Annotated in this window: 13 protein-coding genes; 2 read left to right on the forward strand and 11 right to left on the reverse strand. The window is 57.9% G+C overall.

From position 1 onward, the window contains the following. The first annotated feature begins 11 nt into the window (after positions 1-11). Positions 12-617, forward strand: coding sequence for a class I SAM-dependent methyltransferase (locus tag ACN082_RS07130; RefSeq protein WP_419100167.1), 606 nt, complete (start codon positions 12-14; stop codon positions 615-617). A gap of 79 nt (positions 618-696) precedes the next feature. On the opposite strand, the gene dapF is transcribed toward ACN082_RS07130, so the two are convergent. The 3 genes from dapF to miaB form a co-directional block, all read right to left on the reverse strand. Beyond that, entirely contained in the window at positions 697-1,653 is a 957-nt protein-coding gene (gene dapF, locus ACN082_RS07135; RefSeq protein ID WP_419100168.1) for a diaminopimelate epimerase, read from the reverse strand. A gap of 72 nt (positions 1,654-1,725) precedes the next feature. Then, a complete protein-coding gene (miaA, locus tag ACN082_RS07140; RefSeq protein ID WP_419100169.1) occupies positions 1,726-2,715 on the reverse strand; it encodes a tRNA (adenosine(37)-N6)-dimethylallyltransferase MiaA in 990 nt (329 codons plus the stop codon). Next, complete coding sequence (miaB, locus tag ACN082_RS07145) at positions 2,712-4,232, reverse strand: tRNA (N6-isopentenyl adenosine(37)-C2)-methylthiotransferase MiaB (protein WP_419100170.1); 1,521 nt, start codon at positions 4,230-4,232, stop codon at positions 2,712-2,714. The genes miaA and miaB overlap by 4 nt, the downstream gene beginning before the upstream one ends. 35 nt (positions 4,233-4,267) lie before the next feature. Between miaB and ACN082_RS07150 the strand changes: the two genes are divergently transcribed. After that, entirely contained in the window at positions 4,268-5,407 is a 1,140-nt protein-coding gene (locus tag ACN082_RS07150) for a hypothetical protein (RefSeq protein ID WP_419100171.1), read from the forward strand. 143 nt (positions 5,408-5,550) lie between these two features. On the opposite strand, the gene ACN082_RS07155 is transcribed toward ACN082_RS07150, so the two are convergent. From ACN082_RS07155 to ACN082_RS07190, 8 genes are all read right to left on the reverse strand, one after another. Beyond that, positions 5,551-6,543 carry a regulatory protein RecX gene (locus ACN082_RS07155; RefSeq protein ID WP_419100172.1) on the reverse strand — a complete coding sequence of 331 codons (993 nt, stop codon included), beginning with the start codon at positions 6,541-6,543 and terminating at the stop codon, positions 5,551-5,553. A 125-nt stretch (positions 6,544-6,668) separates the two neighbouring features. Then, positions 6,669-7,775, reverse strand: a complete 1,107-nt coding sequence (gene recA / locus ACN082_RS07160; RefSeq protein WP_419100173.1) for a recombinase RecA — start codon at positions 7,773-7,775, stop codon at positions 6,669-6,671. Positions 7,776-8,006: 231 nt separating this feature from the next. Then, complete coding sequence (locus tag ACN082_RS07165) at positions 8,007-8,228, reverse strand: DUF3046 domain-containing protein (protein ID WP_419100174.1); 222 nt, start codon at positions 8,226-8,228, stop codon at positions 8,007-8,009. A gap of 82 nt (positions 8,229-8,310) precedes the next feature. Continuing rightward, positions 8,311-8,760: a helix-turn-helix domain-containing protein gene (locus tag ACN082_RS07170; RefSeq protein ID WP_419100175.1), complete on the reverse strand. Its 450-nt coding sequence runs from the start codon at positions 8,758-8,760 to the stop codon at positions 8,311-8,313. A 245-nt stretch (positions 8,761-9,005) separates the two neighbouring features. After that, a complete protein-coding gene (locus ACN082_RS07175; RefSeq protein WP_419100243.1) occupies positions 9,006-9,509 on the reverse strand; it encodes a CinA family protein in 504 nt (167 codons plus the stop codon). A gap of 9 nt (positions 9,510-9,518) precedes the next feature. Continuing rightward, the gene (gene pgsA / locus ACN082_RS07180; protein WP_419100176.1) at positions 9,519-10,124 is read right to left on the reverse strand and encodes a CDP-diacylglycerol--glycerol-3-phosphate 3-phosphatidyltransferase; all 606 of its coding nucleotides are present in this window, start codon (positions 10,122-10,124) and stop codon (positions 9,519-9,521) included. A 41-nt stretch (positions 10,125-10,165) separates the two neighbouring features. Then, positions 10,166-13,390 carry a DNA translocase FtsK 4TM domain-containing protein gene (locus ACN082_RS07185; RefSeq protein WP_419100177.1) on the reverse strand — a complete coding sequence of 1,075 codons (3,225 nt, stop codon included), beginning with the start codon at positions 13,388-13,390 and terminating at the stop codon, positions 10,166-10,168. 213 nt (positions 13,391-13,603) lie between these two features. After that, complete coding sequence (locus ACN082_RS07190) at positions 13,604-15,319, reverse strand: ribonuclease J (RefSeq protein ID WP_419100178.1); 1,716 nt, start codon at positions 15,317-15,319, stop codon at positions 13,604-13,606. Positions 15,320-15,405 lie beyond the last annotated feature (86 nt).

The raw sequence follows: 15,405 nt of genomic DNA on the forward strand, positions 1-15,405 counted from the left end.
AATGAGGGCTTATGAGCACCAAAACACACTATTTTTCTGAAGAACCCGCAGGTGACTTTGCAACTAAACCCCTCACCGTGGAACTGGCAGCAGATAAAGTCCAGGTGCTCACAGCCCCCGGAATTTTTAGCCCCGGCGGTGTCGATAAGGGCACGCGGATTCTGCTCGATGAAGCCCCCGCGCCCCAAGGAACACGCCTGCTTGATATTGGGTGTGGCTGGGGGCCTATTACCCTGACCCTGGCCATGTTGACACCTGAGGCGCAGGTCTACGGGGTGGAGGTCAATCCACGCGCTGCCCAGCTCACCCAGATGAACGCTGAGCGGCTGGGGCTAAACAATATTAGGGTGTCCTCCCCCCAAGCCCTGGATGAGTCGCTGACCTTTGACACCATCTGGTCTAACCCTCCTATTCGGGTAGGTAAAGAAGTCCTGCACGAGATAATGCAGACCTGGCTCCCCCGTCTTTCCCCCGGTGGGAACGCCTATCTGGTGGTGCAGAAGAACCTGGGCTCCGATTCACTGCAAAAATGGCTGGTGCAGACTTTTCCCGACCTTGAAACCAGCCGTTATGCCAGCTCTAAGGGCTTCCGTATTATCCGGGTTCACCGCCCATAAAACTGCAGGACTAACAAGTGCAGAAGAACCGGCCCCGCATATCAGGCGGGGCCGGTTCTTTGATAAAGTTCTTGGGGTCTTAGCCCAGGAGGATTTTCCCGGTCATAGCGGCAGGGCCGGCCAGAACAACATGCTCTAGATCATCGGGACCCAGCACAAAGGTAACAGCCAGGGTGCCACCGGGTACACGGACCAGCCACTCGTCGGGTGCATCTTCCCCACCCCAGAAGCGGGTGGCTGCAGCAGCCGCACAGGCACCGGTGCCGCAGGAAAGTGTCTCCCCCACTCCACGTTCGTGCACGCGCATACGGATTGAGCCGATGTTCTCGGTAGCGGGGTCACCGTCTTCAGCAGAAATCTCTTCGGGGACCACAAATTCAACATTGGTGCCCTCGGGCGGGAGCGGTGAAACCTTGGGTGCATCATACAGGTTCAGACCGTCCAGCTTGCCGTCAGTACCTAGCATCACCACGGTGTGAGGGTTGCCCATGCTGATGGAGAGGGCACCGCGCGGCGTCCGTAGCCCCTTGGCTGTCACCTGCGCATCGGTGCCGTTATCGCGGGCCATATCACCGTTAATAAAGCTCCAGGGGCCCATATCAATGGCGTAGCCTGTCTCGGTACGCCCCACAGTCTTTACACCCGCACGGGTGGCAATCAGGAGCCGCTCACCGTACTCAAGCTGAAGAAGGTTCTCCGCAATCAGGTAGTCCACAAAAGCGCGTACACCGTTACCGCACATCTCGGCGATAGATCCGTCGCCGTTGCGGTAGTCCATGAACCAGGTAGCCTCGGGGTATTCCTCGAGCAGGTGAGCCGCAAAGTCCAGGTTTGCTGTTTTAACAGCGCGAATGAAACCGTCGGCACCAATACCAAAGTGGCGGTCAGCGACCTTGGCAACTAGCTCGGGAGTAAGGTCCAGCTCAGCCTGAGGGTCTGTCACAAAAATAAAGTCGTTACCGGTAGCCTGCCCCTTGGTCAGGGTCTTGCCGGTCAGGTCTCCCCAGGGGGCGATTTCTTGAGTGTGGGTTGCCACAGCTAGTGCCTTTCCATTGGGCTTGGCCGCTCTCGGGCCTTATATCTTCTTTTAGTCTAGTGCCTGCCTGCCCTAAGAGATGTGCCTTAGGGCCAGGTCAAGTTTGCGTGGATCAGACCATTCCAGCCAGTGCACACGGGGGTCTGCCCTAAACCAGGTAATCTGACGGCGGGCAAACTGCCGGGTGGCCGTTACGGTATCTTCAAGAGCCGAATCCACCGAGTATTCCTGCCCCGCGGGCAGCAGGCCCCGTGATGAGTCCAAAGCCTTGAGGAACTCCCGGTAGCCAATAGCCGCTGAGGCAGTTTTACCCTGGCGTAAGCCCTGGGCTTCGAGCCGTTGGACTTCTTCGAGCAGGCCTTTTTGCCTCATAGTGAGCACCCGATCGTGCAGACGCCGGTGTAGCTCAGCACGGTCACCGCTCAGCCCAATTTGGAGAGCCGGTTGGTAGTAGGTGCGTCTTGGCATGAAGGAGGAGAAGGGGCGGCCCGTCACCTCGTACACTTCCAGTGCCCGTACCAGGCGGCGGTCATCCTTTACCCGGTCAGCTGAGACAGGGTCTACCTCGCGCAGGCGGGCTAACAAGGCCCCAGGGCCCTGCTGAACGAGCTCCGCCTCAAGGCGAGCGCGAACAGCGGGGCAGGTTTCGGGGAACTCCAATACGTCCATGGCCGCCCGCACATACAGGCCGGAACCACCCACCAGAATCGGGTACTTGCCCCGGCTCCTAATCTGGTCAAAGAGTTGGCGGGCTTGGCCCTGGAAAACAGCAACGGAGGCTTCTTGGGTCACATCCAAGATATCGAGCAGGTGGTGTGGCACACCCCGCATCTCTTCTGCTGTCAGCTTGGCAGTGCCAATATCCATACCCCGGTAGAACTGCATGGAGTCAGCGTTGACGCACTCCCCGCCTAGTTCCAGAGCCAGCTCAATGGCCAGGTCACTCTTACCGCTACCGGTCGGGCCTACCACAGCAATCACGGGTAGCTGGCCGAAGTCGCAGTGCCCGCCCTGTTCTGCTGGACCGGGTCCAAGGTTGGTTTTCTGAACGGGCCTGTTCATGAGAGCGCTGATTTTTTAAAGGTGGGGAAACCCAAGGAAACCGGCGAACCGGGGACCTGGGTAGTCCCGGTACCGCAGGAATCGGCCTGAGCCCGGTCCCAGGCGTCCCCGGCGCGTGAACGGCGCACCGAATACTGCTCGGGGGCGGGGTCAGAAATCAGGTGAAAGGAACCGGCCTCGGTGATAGGCAGGGTAACCAGGTCACCGGGGCGGGGCAGCTGGCAGCCCTCAGGTACGGAAAAATGAACTAGGCGTTGGTCGCGGGCACGACCAGAAAGCCTGTTGGTCTGCTCAGCCTTACGGCCAGATTCAGCGGTCACCATCAGCTCAACGGTCTTACCCAGTTGCTTACGGTTCTCCTGGCCCGCGATCCGGTCCTGAAGAGCGGTCAGCCGCTCATAGCGTTCCTGCACCACGGCCTTGGGTACCTGGTCAGGCATAGTGGCAGCAGGAGTACCGGGGCGAATCGAATACTGGAAAGTAAAGGCAGAAGAGAACCGGGCCGCCTCTACCACGCGCAGAGTCTCCTGGAAGTCTTGCTCGGTCTCGCCGGGGAAGCCCACAATAATATCGGTGGTAATCACGGCCTCGGGGATGCGCTCGCGGACCTTGTCCAAAATCCCCAGGAACTTGGTGGACCGATAGGAGCGTTTCATGTCCTTAAGCACCTTATCGGAACCCGACTGAAGGGGCATGTGGAGCACCGGCATGACGTTCGGAGTCTCGGCCATCGCCTCGATGACGTCATCGGTAAACATGGCGGGGTGAGGTGAGGTAAAACGCACACGCTCTAGCCCCTCAATCTCACCGCAGGCACGCAGGAGTTTGGAGAAAGCCTGGCGGTCGCCAAAGCCCACACCGTAGGAGTTCACGTTTTGACCCAGCAGGGTAACTTCAATAGCACCGTCATCGACCAGTGCCTGAACCTCGGCTAGGATCTCGCCGGGGCGGCGATCTTTCTCTTTACCGCGCAGGGAGGGGACGATACAGAAAGTACATGTGTTGTTACAGCCCACGGAGATTGAAACCCAGCCGGAGTAGACATGGTCGCGTTTGGTGGGCAGAGTGGAGGGGAAAACCTCAAGTGATTCGAGCAGCTCAGCCTGGGCCTCCTGGTTGTGACGAGCGCGTTCAAGCAGAGTGGGCAGGGAGCCAATGTTATGGGTGCCAAAGACAACATCAACCCAGGGAGCCTTCTTGAGAATGGTGTCCTGGTCTTTCTGCGCTAGGCAACCGCCCACCGCAATCTGCATCCCCTCGTTTTCGCGTTTGACGGGAGCTAACTGGCCCAGGTTGCCATAGAGCTTGTTATCGGCGTTCTCGCGGACAGCGCAGGTGTTAAACACCACCAGGTCGGGGGTGCTTCCCTCAGTGGCAGGAAGGTAGCCGCTGGCTTCGAGCAGACCGCTCATACGTTCGGAATCGTGCACGTTCATTTGGCAACCAAAAGTACGTACCTCGTAGGTACGGGTTTTGGTCTGTGCTTGGGGCTTTTCGGGGTTCACGTCAATACTCACTCCACTAGATTACTCGATAGGCCATAATGGGCACTATGTCAGCTCTGCCTTCCGCCTCATTCTTTTGGTCACTTGCTCAGCGCGCTTCGGCAGGTTATTGCCCGCAAGTGACCGAGCAGGACGTTAGTTCGCCCCGATTTCTGCAGCTTCTGGCTTGGCTCTTGAACCAGGCAAGCAAAGCCTTGGCTGCTTGCCCAACCCATGCCCAGATTCTCTCTGCCGGTATGCGTTCGGTAGTGATTAGGGTGCGGTTTAGCCCCGGCACGGTGGATCTGCCGGGGTTGGGTGAGGTGCCCAGCGTCATCCTCAAATACTTTCGGCGCAAAGACTCAGCTAGCAATTCCGGTGGCTTTGGGTATCTGAGGGAGAAGCATGGGTTGGGTGCACTGGATGCCCTGGTACCGGGCCTCTACACCCGTTTGTTGGCGGCCGACGATGCTAGCCGACTCTTGATTCTTGAAGACATTAAGAGCGATAGTTTTTCTTCCGTCAGCTTGGGTGAGCTTCTGCTGTCCTCCAGAGCGGATACCACGTCCCTGCAGGTACTGGATGCCTGGGCCTTTACGTGGGCTAACATTCTTGGCTCCCCGGCGCAGGCAACAGCCCAAGAATCCTTTGCTGAGGCTTTAGCAGAAGCTGATCCACAGGCTACTGCACCGGGGTCGATACCCTCACCCCAGCTTGCCTTTAAGGGGCTAGCTCTCCTAGCTAAAGCCAAGGGGGTAGCCCTAGATTCTGAGGAGTTCGAGCTGTGGCAGAAGCAGGTAGGGAGCATCATATCCCCAGAGCCAGACGATGCTGTCTTGTCTTCGGGGGATTTTTCTCCGGCCAATTTACTCCTACCGAGCAGGGATTATCTGACAGGTTCGGGGAATAGCCGCGACCTATCAGCTAATCCTGTTTTTCCCTTGGATCGCGCAGTTCGAGCAATTGATGCAGAGGGTAGTTGCATACACCACTGGGCACTACCGGTGGCAGAAATGATGCTAGGTTTCCCGTCATGGCCTAAGGGCCCAGTCAGCACGGCCTTGGCCGGGCACGAGAACTGGCAGCTAGCTACCCAAAAGTTTTATCGGTTAGTTGCCCCCTACCCCCACACCGACGTGTACCAGGCTCCGGCAGTGCGTTCAGCAGTACTAACGATTCAGGCAGTCCTAGCTGAGCAGTTGGCATAAGTAGTTTTTGACCGATTCCAAGCAGAGGCTGAAACACTGCTAGATATGCTCATCTTCCTATCTTTTGCCCTCTTGGTTGCGGCCCTCCTTCTCTTCGTCCTGGGGCTTATCTCAGGCCAAGCGCTAAGACCTTCTTCCCCTAGCTATTCCCAGTAGTTGAAGCTGCCCTCTGTATTTGCCCCCATCTGTCGCGCATAATTCTCCACTTCTTCCCGAACCACCCCAAAAGCCAGACCTGCCGGGTAACCCTTACGGCCCAACATGGCCACCAGGCGGCGCATCACCCTATCCCGTTCCGCGCGGTCCGCCAGGTTCATAGAGGGCCGCAATTTCTTACGCACCAGCTCGTGCGCATCAGCCCGCTCATCCTCCTCGGTCCTGTGCTCTAAAGCAGTTTCTGCCTGCTCGCCCTCAATCCCTTTAGCTCTAAGCTCCCTACGGATAGCTGACCGCGACAACTTTTTAACCTTGCTCCGCGAGCGCACAAACATCTCAGCAAACTCGGCATCATTGATGAGGTTAACCGCCTCAAAACGGTTCAGAATATCCTCAATGACCTCTGCCGAAATTTCTTTCTCCGCCAGCTTGCCTTCGAGCATAGCCCGGGACTTAGGTGCCGCCGCTAGCTGGTTGAGCACAATGTTCTTGGCACGGCTAAATTCACTCTCCGGCTCAGCCTGCCCACGACCCCGGCTACCTGGCATAGGTGTGAGGCCCTGGACCAGCAGTTCAGCATCACTCACCGGTTCATTAAGGCTAGAGCCTTCCCTAAAAAGCGGGATACTCCGTTTCCCGCTTGACCGCTTCTCTTGGACGTCCTCCTGGTGTGCACCGATTGCAGGGGCAAAGGGTGAGCGGGCCGCATAGCGGGCCGGTGGCTTACGGAAGCCCTTTTTCAGTTGGGGATTCCGGCGGTGTCGGTACTTATCTAGCTCTTCTTGCCGGCCCTGCCTATTCACAGCCCTAGCTGTGTTGTCAGCTGAGTCAGCAGTATTCCCGGCGCCACCGGTGTAGGGAGTGCCCTGCCCCTGCATAACAGACAGGTAACTATCGCCGGGGCGGTCTTCACTCAGCCCCTGCGCGGCGGGGTGCCAGGACGGGTATTCCTCGGGGCTCAGAAAATCTGTATCAGTCATTGGTCCTTGGGGCCTTCTTCTGCGGAAGAGCATACAAAGTTCTCTAGCTTAGGGGCAAGCTCTATCTATGCTGAAAGGCCGCTACCGCCGAGTTGGCGGTAGCGGCCTACCCTGGGAAAGTCAGGTTAGAAGTTCTCGGAGATATCGTCCAGAGGATCGACTGAAGTGCTGGGTTCTAGCTCTTCCGTCTCTTCTTCCTCAGCTTCAATGATGCCGAGCTTGACCATGGTCTTATACTTAATTTCTTCGGTCAGCTCGGGGTTATCCTTGAGGAAACGACGAACGTTTTCCTTACCCTGGCCTAGCTGGTCACCCTCGTAGGTGAACCAGGCGCCGGACTTCTTGACCACGTTGTGGTCAACAGCCAGGTCAAGGATTCCACCTTCAACCGAGATACCCTCACCGTAGAGAATATCGAATTCGGCTTGCTTAAAGGGCGGAGCCATCTTGTTCTTGACGACCTTGGCGCGGGTGCGGTTACCGATGGGGTTAGCGCCGTCCTTAAGAGTCTCAATACGGCGGATATCGATACGCACCGACGCATAGAACTTGAGCGCCTTACCACCGGTGGTGGTTTCGGGTGAACCGAAGAAAACACCGATCTTCTCGCGAAGCTGGTTGATAAAGATAGCGGTGGTGTTGGTAGAGGCCAGACGACCGGTAATCTTACGCAGAGCCTGGGACATCAGGCGAGCCTGCAGACCCACGTGGGAGTCACCCATTTCGCCTTCGATTTCAGCGCGGGGAACCAGGGCGGCTACGGAGTCAACCACAATGATGTCGATGGAGCCGGAGCCCACCAGCATGTCCATAATTTCCAGGGCTTGCTCACCGGTATCAGGCTGGGATACCAACAGGGCATCGGTGTCAACACCCAACTTGGCTGCGTATACCGGGTCCAGAGCGTGTTCAGCATCGATGAAGGCGGCAATGCCACCCTGCTTCTGAACGTTGGCAACCGCGTGCAAGGCAACCGTGGTCTTACCGGAAGACTCAGGGCCGTAGATTTCCACGACACGACCGCGAGGCAGTCCACCAATACCCAGGGCGGCGTCCAGGGCAAGCGCCCCGGTAGAAATAGTTTCAACCTTGGTGGCTTCCTTGTCACCCAGGCGCATCACTGAGCCCTTGCCGTAGTTCTTATCGATCTGGGCAAGAACAGCTTCAAGTGCCTTTTCGCGACCTTCAGCCGGAACCTGACCTACGGACTGCATGCGAGTTTTCGCTGCCATACATCTTCCTCATTTCTTATCGCGGAGCCGGTTTTCCTTCTGGTCTCCACGGTAATACGGGTGGCTGACACTTTAGGGAATAGGCCGCAGATTCTTGTAAACCTGTGGATAATTCTTCTCTGCGCCGCCACACCACTGTTATCTGTACACAATAGTACACAAACTAGAACATATTTTCTATTAAGTACGAATGGTTTTCTATTGGGCTCACTGCCACACCCAACTCCCCAGCTAGGGGGCAGGCGGTATGTCCGGGCCGAGCCTACGTGCTTCGGGGACGTCCTGTTCCCGGCAAATCGCGAGCCAGACGGTGCGCACATCGGCACCAGCCTCCAGAGCTTGCCCCGCAGTCAGGTCCCCAAAATCACCCGGAACTAAATCCCGCACCAGATGCCTGGCATAGGCTGGGCCAAACTCGTGGTCCATGGCAGCCCAGAATTCACTAAGTTTCATCCTATCCTCTTCCTGCTCGCAGATAGAAGGAGCCGGCTCCCCCTGTGAGGGACCCGGCTCCTTGTCGTACGCTCACTCCGTTTTATCGGGTCAGGAGAGGGCGTTCAACGGCAGGAATGTCTCGGCTTGAAGTAGCCGCGATTCCGTATTCACGTTTGAACTGCTCGGAGAATTCTGCGGGCACAGTATCGGGTACCGAGAAGCCTTCTTCAACAGCCATGCGGTGGGATACTTCGCCCAGCATAGCTGAGAGTGAGATGTTGAGAGCCTGGCAGATAGAGGCAAGAAGCTCAGATGAGGCTTCCTTCTGACCGCGTTCTACCTCACTGAGGTAGCCAAGGGAGACTCGCGCAGAGTGTGAAACTTCGCGGAGGGTTCGCCCCTGTCGCTGGCGGACATCGCGCAGGACTTCGCCAATTGCGTGGCGGAGCAGAATAACTTTACCGGTGTCTTGGGCGGGGACAGTGTTCTCGGTCTGACCCACATCCTTCCAACGGACGACACCGTTCACGGATACGGGTTGCTTAGTCATTTTTATACCAATCTCCTGGTGATCGTGCTCCCGGTAGATCAGGAGCTGTGTACTTCAGCCTAACGTAATTGCTACGTGTTCGTCAGCTCAAGTTGAGAATAAGTCACGTAAGTTCACGTTTTATTCTTATGACATCTATCTAAACCTACAGTTCTGTGTTTTCATTCCCTGTTTGCTGAAAAATTCATCTGAAAATTTCCTGGAAATTTTGAGGAGGTAGTGTGCGAGCATCCTCAGTCCCCCCGCTAAAAATTATTCCCGATAGCTTCAGCCAGCAAAAGCAGTGCATGGTGAGCGGCCTGTACCCGAATCCCAGCCCGCCCCCCGGCGTAGTTCTTCTCGACGACACAGCCACCTGTGGGACCGTATACCGCCAGGTAGACCCGGCCAACAGGCTTACCGTCACATGGCTCCGGGCCAGCAGCGCCCGTTGTGGCAACACCGTAGTCGGCACCGCAAACCCGGGCCGTCCCAGCGGCCATAGCTAGGGCAACATCGGGATCCACCGCACCGCGCTCAGCCAGAAGACCAACCGGAACCCCCAACACCTGAGCCTTAACCTCGGTAGCGTATGAGATAACGCCACCCCGGTAGACGGCAGAAGCACCGGGCACCGAACAGATGGACTGGCCCACCATGCCACCGGTCAAAGACTCAGCGGTTGCCAGCAGGCACCTCGACTCTGTTGCCATTGCAACGAGCTGGGCGGCGGCTTCCTCCAGGTGGAACTGAGCGTCAGGAGCTTGCATCACAGGGACCTACTTGCTCTGCTGGGCGTAATAGTCGCGGCGCAACCGCATAGCCTTCAGCACATAATCAATACCGGTAACTACAGTCACTAACACAACAGCGGCCATGAGCAGCCAGCCCGGCCAGAGTGCCCAGCTACCCAAAAGACCCAGAGGCAGGATCATCAGCACCAGGGCAAGGGTCTGCAAAACGGTTTTGAGCTTACCTCCCTTAGAGGCGGCCATCACACCGTACTTGATAATGAACAGGCGCATCACGGTAATGCCCCACTCGCGCACCAGAATGACCAGGGTGACCCACCACCACAGCTCCCCCAGCATAGAAAGAACAACAAAGGCGGCACCGGTCAGAAGCTTATCGGCAATCGGGTCGGCAATCTTTCCGAAGCTGGTAATCAGCCCCCGCGAGCGGGCCAGGTGACCGTCAAGCCAGTCGGTAATCATAGCCAGGATAAAGATGACGACGGCCCACCAGCGCAGGCCCATATCGCTAGCACCGTAGACCCCACCGCCCAGCAGGGCCCAGACGAAGAGGGGAACCATAACAATACGCAGGGCCGTCAGGGCATTGGGTATGTTCCAGTTTGATACGGTACCGGGGTTATGCTCAGACATCGGTTCTCCTTAGAGTAGAGCGGGGGCCGGGGATCAAGGGGCTATCTGCCGGTCAGGTTCCAGGCGTCTTCGCTGTCGGGTTCGTCCATGGTGTCGTAGTAGTCCACAGCTTCTGGGACTCCGTCGTTCATGTGAGCAACTGGGTCATTGCCGTAGGTATCATCAGTGGCCTCCACCGGGGGCTCTTGACCACGAATCTTTGCTAGGACGGTGGGCAGGTCATCGGGCTGAACCAGAACGTCACGGGCCTTGGACCCCTCGGAGGGGCCAACGACCTCGCGGGATTCGAGCAGGTCCATGAGGCGGCCAGCCTTAGCAAACCCCACACGGAGCTTACGCTGCAGCATGGAGGTTGAACCGAACTGGGTGTTCACCACTAGTTCAGCGGCCCGCAAGAGATCATCGAGGTCATCTCCAATGTCATCATCAATCTTCTTGGAGGGGGCAACAGCGATGACGTCCTCGCGGTAGATAGCGGGAGCCTGCTTCTTAACGTGCTCCACGACCTCGTGGATTTCGGACTCGCTCACCCAGGCACCCTGAACACGCATGGGTTTGGAAGCACCCATGGGCAGGAAGAGGGCATCACCCTGGCCAATCAGTTTCTCGGCACCGGGCTGATCAAGGACCACGCGGGAATCAGTCACCGATGAGGTCGCAAAAGCCATACGCGAAGGCACGTTAGCCTTAATCAGGCCGGTCACAACGTCCACCGATGGGCGCTGGGTTGCCAGTACCAAGTGGATACCGGCGGCACGAGCTAGCTGGGTGATACGCACAATAGATTCTTCAACATCGCGCGGGGCCACCAGCATGAGGTCAGCAAGCTCGTCCACAATGACCAGCAGGTAGGGGTAGGCCTTAATCTGGCGCTTAGAACCGGGATCTGGCTGAATCTTGCCGGCCTTGACCGCCTTGTTGAAATCATCAATGTGCTTGTAGCCGTAGTGGGCCAGGTCATCGTAGCGGGCGTCCATCTCACGCACAACCCACTGAAGGGCCTCGGCGGCCTTCTTGGGGTTGGTGATGATGGGCGTAATCAGGTGGGGCACGCCCTCGTAGGCGGTAAGTTCTACGCGCTTGGGGTCCACCATAATCAGGCGAACCTGATCGGGGGTGGAGCGCATCAGGATGGAGGTAATCATGGAGTTCACGAAGGAGGACTTACCGGCGCCGGTCGCACCAGCCACCAGCATGTGCGGCATCTTAGCCAGGTTGGCAATGACGAAGCCACCTTCAACGTCCTTACCAACGCCCATGACCATGGGGTGCTCGGTTGCGTGAGCCTTAGCCGAACGCAGGACATCACCCAGCACCACGATTTCGCGGTCGGTATTGGGAATCTCAATACCGATGGCGCTCTTGCCGGGAATGGGCGACAGGATACGCACATCGTCCGAAGCTACCGCGTAGGCAATGTTCTTGGACAGAGCGGTAACGCGTTCCACCTTGGTACCAGAGCCCAGCTCAATCTCGTAGCGGGTGACCGTGGGTCCACGGGAGAAGCCGGTGACTTCGGCATCGACCTTGAACTGATCCAGCACGTTGGTCAGGGCCTCAACGACCTGCTCATTGGCTTCGGACTTTTCCTTAGCGGGGGGGCCTGCTTCGAGCATGCTCTCGGTAGGCAGGGCGTAGGTACCGGTTGAGGACTCCACAACCAGTTCCCCACGGGGCTGTTCGGTTGTCTCTGCAACGGTGTGGTTCTGAATTTTAGCGGCGGGCCGTTCAAGGCGGGGCGCTGGGGTGTCCGCAGGCTTAGCAGGTGCTGAACCCTTGGCTGCGGCTCCAGTCAGGGCGGCACCGAGGGCTGAGCCGGTTGCAGAACCCGCAGCGGTAGGCCTAGCAGAAGGTCGAGGCACAGAAGGCGCACGAGGCGCTACGGGCTTCTGAGGGGTCGGGGCTTCCAGGGCAGCCGGTGCCTCATCGACAGGTTCTTCCCAGGCTTCAAGAGTCTTGGGAAGTTCTGCTTCTACCTCAGGTTCAGGCAAACGGCCGTATTCAGCGGCCGCCCGCTGAGCCTGGTCCAGCCGCTGGGCAGGTGCATCGGAGGCACGATAACCGTCATCGGCCCAGGCGCCCTGGTCAAAGAGCTGGCCCTGCTTTTTAGCGGCCTTTGCAGCTGCCCGCTTTTCTTTCCGAGTCTGCTTGCGGGGTGCCTCAACATCAAAGGCTTCTTGTGGGTGAGCGCTGCCAGGGCGACCACCGGTGGCGGTGACACGCCCTACGGGAGTGGTATCGGTTTCAGGCTCAGAAAGAAGGGCGCTCTGGTAGGCCTCATCGCCCTCGTAACGGTCAAGCCTGGGGTCGGTATCGGGCCGCGCCCCAAAACCTAGCCAGCCCAGCAGCCCACCACGGCGTGCAGGACTAGGAGTATCAGCAACCTCTTCGTACAGGTAGGAGCGGTCATGCTCCTCATCAAGCACCCGCGTCTCGACTTCATCCTGAGCACGAGCGCGAGATGGACGGCCTGCATCGCGGATAGAGCCGTTGGGTTTCTCCCCCAGGAGCACACTGAAAATGAAAACAAGCTTCGGCCAAACCTGACGCAGGGGCGTATCAGTAGCAACCAGTACACCGGCGCAGAAGACCAGTGCAATGACCAGCCACTCCAGCACAGAAATGCCACCTACAATACGGCTAGCGGGCGTACCGATGAGAACACCAATGGTTCCACCGCCACCCCAGAAGTCATCAAAGTTATTGGAAAAAGTGGGGTAACCAGCTACCTTGGCTCCCATCATTGAAGCCGAAACCGTCATGATAGTAAACCCGATAGCAATCCGGTTATTTTCCCTAACCTCCAGGGGATGACGGAAAATACGGATAGCAAAAATGAGGCAGAGAATGGGTATGAGCAGTGAGCCTTGACCAAAGAGCCCGCCCACAATGATGTGCCACAGGTGCAGAGGCCACTCGTACCAGGAGAGGGAAGCTGCGGTATCAACACGCCAGCCCCACCATTCCACACCGGCAGTCAGCAGACCGATAGCCAGGATAAAGAGGGCTCCCCCATCGCGGCGTTCGTGAAGTTCGATATCGGTGCGCAGGGCACCCATACGGCGGATAGCACCACCGATGATGAAGGCAAGAGCTTGCCAGGCACCCACAATAGCTCGAATGAAGATATTGCTTTCCTGAGCCGGTGCGGGGGCACCCTTTTTCCCTCGGCCTTTGGCTGAGGTTGAACGCCGTGAGGACGCCCTTGAGCCACTCCCGGTGGAGCGGGGAGCTGATTTACTCGATGCAGACTTTCGCGGAGCCATTCTTCTCAATACAAGTCGGTGACGGTGTGCAGTTCAGACGGTCGCTGGCACCGGGTGGTGGGCGACCGTAGTTCTTAACAGACTACAGCCACCGGCTCCCCCGTGCAGGGGTAAAGCCGGTGGCAGAGTCATCGTGAGGGTAGCTTCTCAGCATTGGGCTGAGCCACTCCCCCGCCCTGCCTGCCCTGGGTATAACGGAGGCGGGCAGATGCTTTAGCTGTTATCGGCCTCAGCGGTGTGGGTTTCGATGACCACAGGAACAATCATGGGCTTACGGCGCAGGCGGCGCGCAACCCAGGCCCCCACTGTGCGGCGGACAATCTGCTGCAGCTGGTGGGCGGTGTGAACCCGTTCGGGTGCCCGGTGCAGGGCATCTTCCAGGGCCGCAGTAATTTTGGGGGTGATGTCGTCAAAGACCGAGTCGTCTTCTGCGATACCGCGGGCGTGAATATCGGGGCCGGTCACAACACGTTTGGTGGCACGGTCAATCACGGTCACAATCGACACGAAGCCTTCTTCTCCCAGGACGCGGCGGTCTTTGAGGTCGTCTTCGGTCACATGGCCTACTGACTTGCCATCAACGTAGACGTATTCACAGGGGACCTGGCCGACGATTTCGGCCATGCCGTCCTTGAGGTCAACAACGGTACCCGAATCACAGATGAGAACGCGGTCGGTCTTGATGCCGGTTTCCACGGCCAGGTTACCGCTGGCAAGCAGGTGGCGAACTTCACCGTGAACGGGCATGACGTTCTTGGGCTTCAGAATGTTGTAGCAGTAGAGCAGTTCGCCCGCTGCGGCGTGACCCGATACGTGGACCTTAGCATTGCCCTTGTGGACCACATTGGCTCCCAGCTTCATCAGGCCGTTAATCACGCGGTAAACAGAGGTTTCGTTGCCGGGAATCAGTGAGGATGCCAAGATGATGGTGTCACCCTGCTCAACCTGAACCTTGTGGTCTCCGTTTGCCATACGGGACAGGGCTGCCATGGGTTCGCCCTGGGAACCGGTGCACATCATAACAATCTGGTCGGGGCGGTAGTCATCAACCTTTTTAAGGTCAACGAGCAGACCATCTGGCACCTTGAGGTAGCCCAGCTTCTCGGCGATGGTCATATTGCGGACCATGGAGCGGCCCACTAGGACCACCTTGCGGCCGCGTTCTGCCGCGGCATCCAGCACCTGCTGTACACGGTGGACATGCGAGGAGAAGGAGGCAACGATAACGCGCTTCTTGGCATCGCGCATGACGTTAGAGATAACGGGCCCGATGTTCTTCTCGGTGGGGGTGAAGCCGGGGACCTCAGCGTTAGTGGAGTCCGGTAGGAAGAGGTCAATGCCTTCTTCGCCCAGGCGGGCAAAGTGGCGCAGGTCGGTCAGGCGTCCGTCGAGGGGTAGCTGATCCATCTTGAAGTCACCGGTGTGCAGGGCCTTACCTGCCTGGGTACGGATAAAGACAGCCAGGGCGTCGGGAATGGAATGGTTAACCGCCACAAATTCACATTCGAAGGGGCCAAAGCGCTCAACCTGGCCTTCAAGGACTTCCATGGTGTAGGGCTTGATGCGGTGTTCCTGTAGCTTAGCTTCAACCAGTGCCAGGGTCAGCTGTGAGCCAACCAAGGGAATATCTGGGCGGCGACGCAGGAGATAGGGAACAGCGCCGATGTGGTCTTCGTGGCCGTGGGTCAGCACGAGTGCTACAACATCGTCCAGTCGGTCTTTGATGTAGTTCAGATCAGGAAGAATCAGGTCAACGCCGGGCTGAGACTCTTCGGGGAAGAGCACGCCACAGTCAACGATGAGCAGTTTGCCGTTGATCTCGTAGACGGTCATGTTGCGGCCAACTTCGCCCAGGCCACCCAGGGGGACAACGCGGAGGGTGTCTTTCCTGAGTTTGGGGGGAAGGTGCGGACTGGTTACTGTTTGCATGTGTTCTCTTATCTGTCGATTTATTTTTTCTCAATACGGGCAAAGCGGGCCACCTCAAAATCGCATGATTTTGGGTGAACCCGCCG

The sequence above is a fragment of the Rothia sp. CCM 9417 genome, from assembly GCF_048513575.1.
In the GTDB taxonomy this organism is placed as follows: Bacteria; Actinomycetota; Actinomycetes; order Actinomycetales; family Micrococcaceae; genus Rothia.

What these genes read in the sequence shown, in the direction of transcription:
- ACN082_RS07155 (WP_419100172.1), bottom strand. Translation starts at nt 6,543, where the DNA reads ATGACTGATACAGATTTTCTGAGCCCCGAGGAATACCCGTCCTGGCAC.
- ACN082_RS07150 (WP_419100171.1), top strand. Translation starts at nt 4,268, where the DNA reads ATGTCAGCTCTGCCTTCCGCCTCATTCTTTTGGTCACTTGCTCAGCGC.
- pgsA (WP_419100176.1), bottom strand. Translation starts at nt 10,124, where the DNA reads ATGTCTGAGCATAACCCCGGTACCGTATCAAACTGGAACATACCCAAT.
- ACN082_RS07185 (WP_419100177.1), bottom strand. Translation starts at nt 13,390, where the DNA reads ATGGCTCCGCGAAAGTCTGCATCGAGTAAATCAGCTCCCCGCTCCACC.
- ACN082_RS07170 (WP_419100175.1), bottom strand. Translation starts at nt 8,760, where the DNA reads ATGACTAAGCAACCCGTATCCGTGAACGGTGTCGTCCGTTGGAAGGAT.
- ACN082_RS07165 (WP_419100174.1), bottom strand. Translation starts at nt 8,228, where the DNA reads ATGAAACTTAGTGAATTCTGGGCTGCCATGGACCACGAGTTTGGCCCA.
- ACN082_RS07190 (WP_419100178.1), bottom strand. Translation starts at nt 15,319, where the DNA reads ATGCAAACAGTAACCAGTCCGCACCTTCCCCCCAAACTCAGGAAAGAC.
- ACN082_RS07130 (WP_419100167.1), top strand. Translation starts at nt 12, where the DNA reads ATGAGCACCAAAACACACTATTTTTCTGAAGAACCCGCAGGTGACTTT.
- recA (WP_419100173.1), bottom strand. Translation starts at nt 7,775, where the DNA reads ATGGCAGCGAAAACTCGCATGCAGTCCGTAGGTCAGGTTCCGGCTGAA.
- miaA (WP_419100169.1), bottom strand. Translation starts at nt 2,715, where the DNA reads ATGAACAGGCCCGTTCAGAAAACCAACCTTGGACCCGGTCCAGCAGAA.
- ACN082_RS07175 (WP_419100243.1), bottom strand. Translation starts at nt 9,509, where the DNA reads ATGCAAGCTCCTGACGCTCAGTTCCACCTGGAGGAAGCCGCCGCCCAG.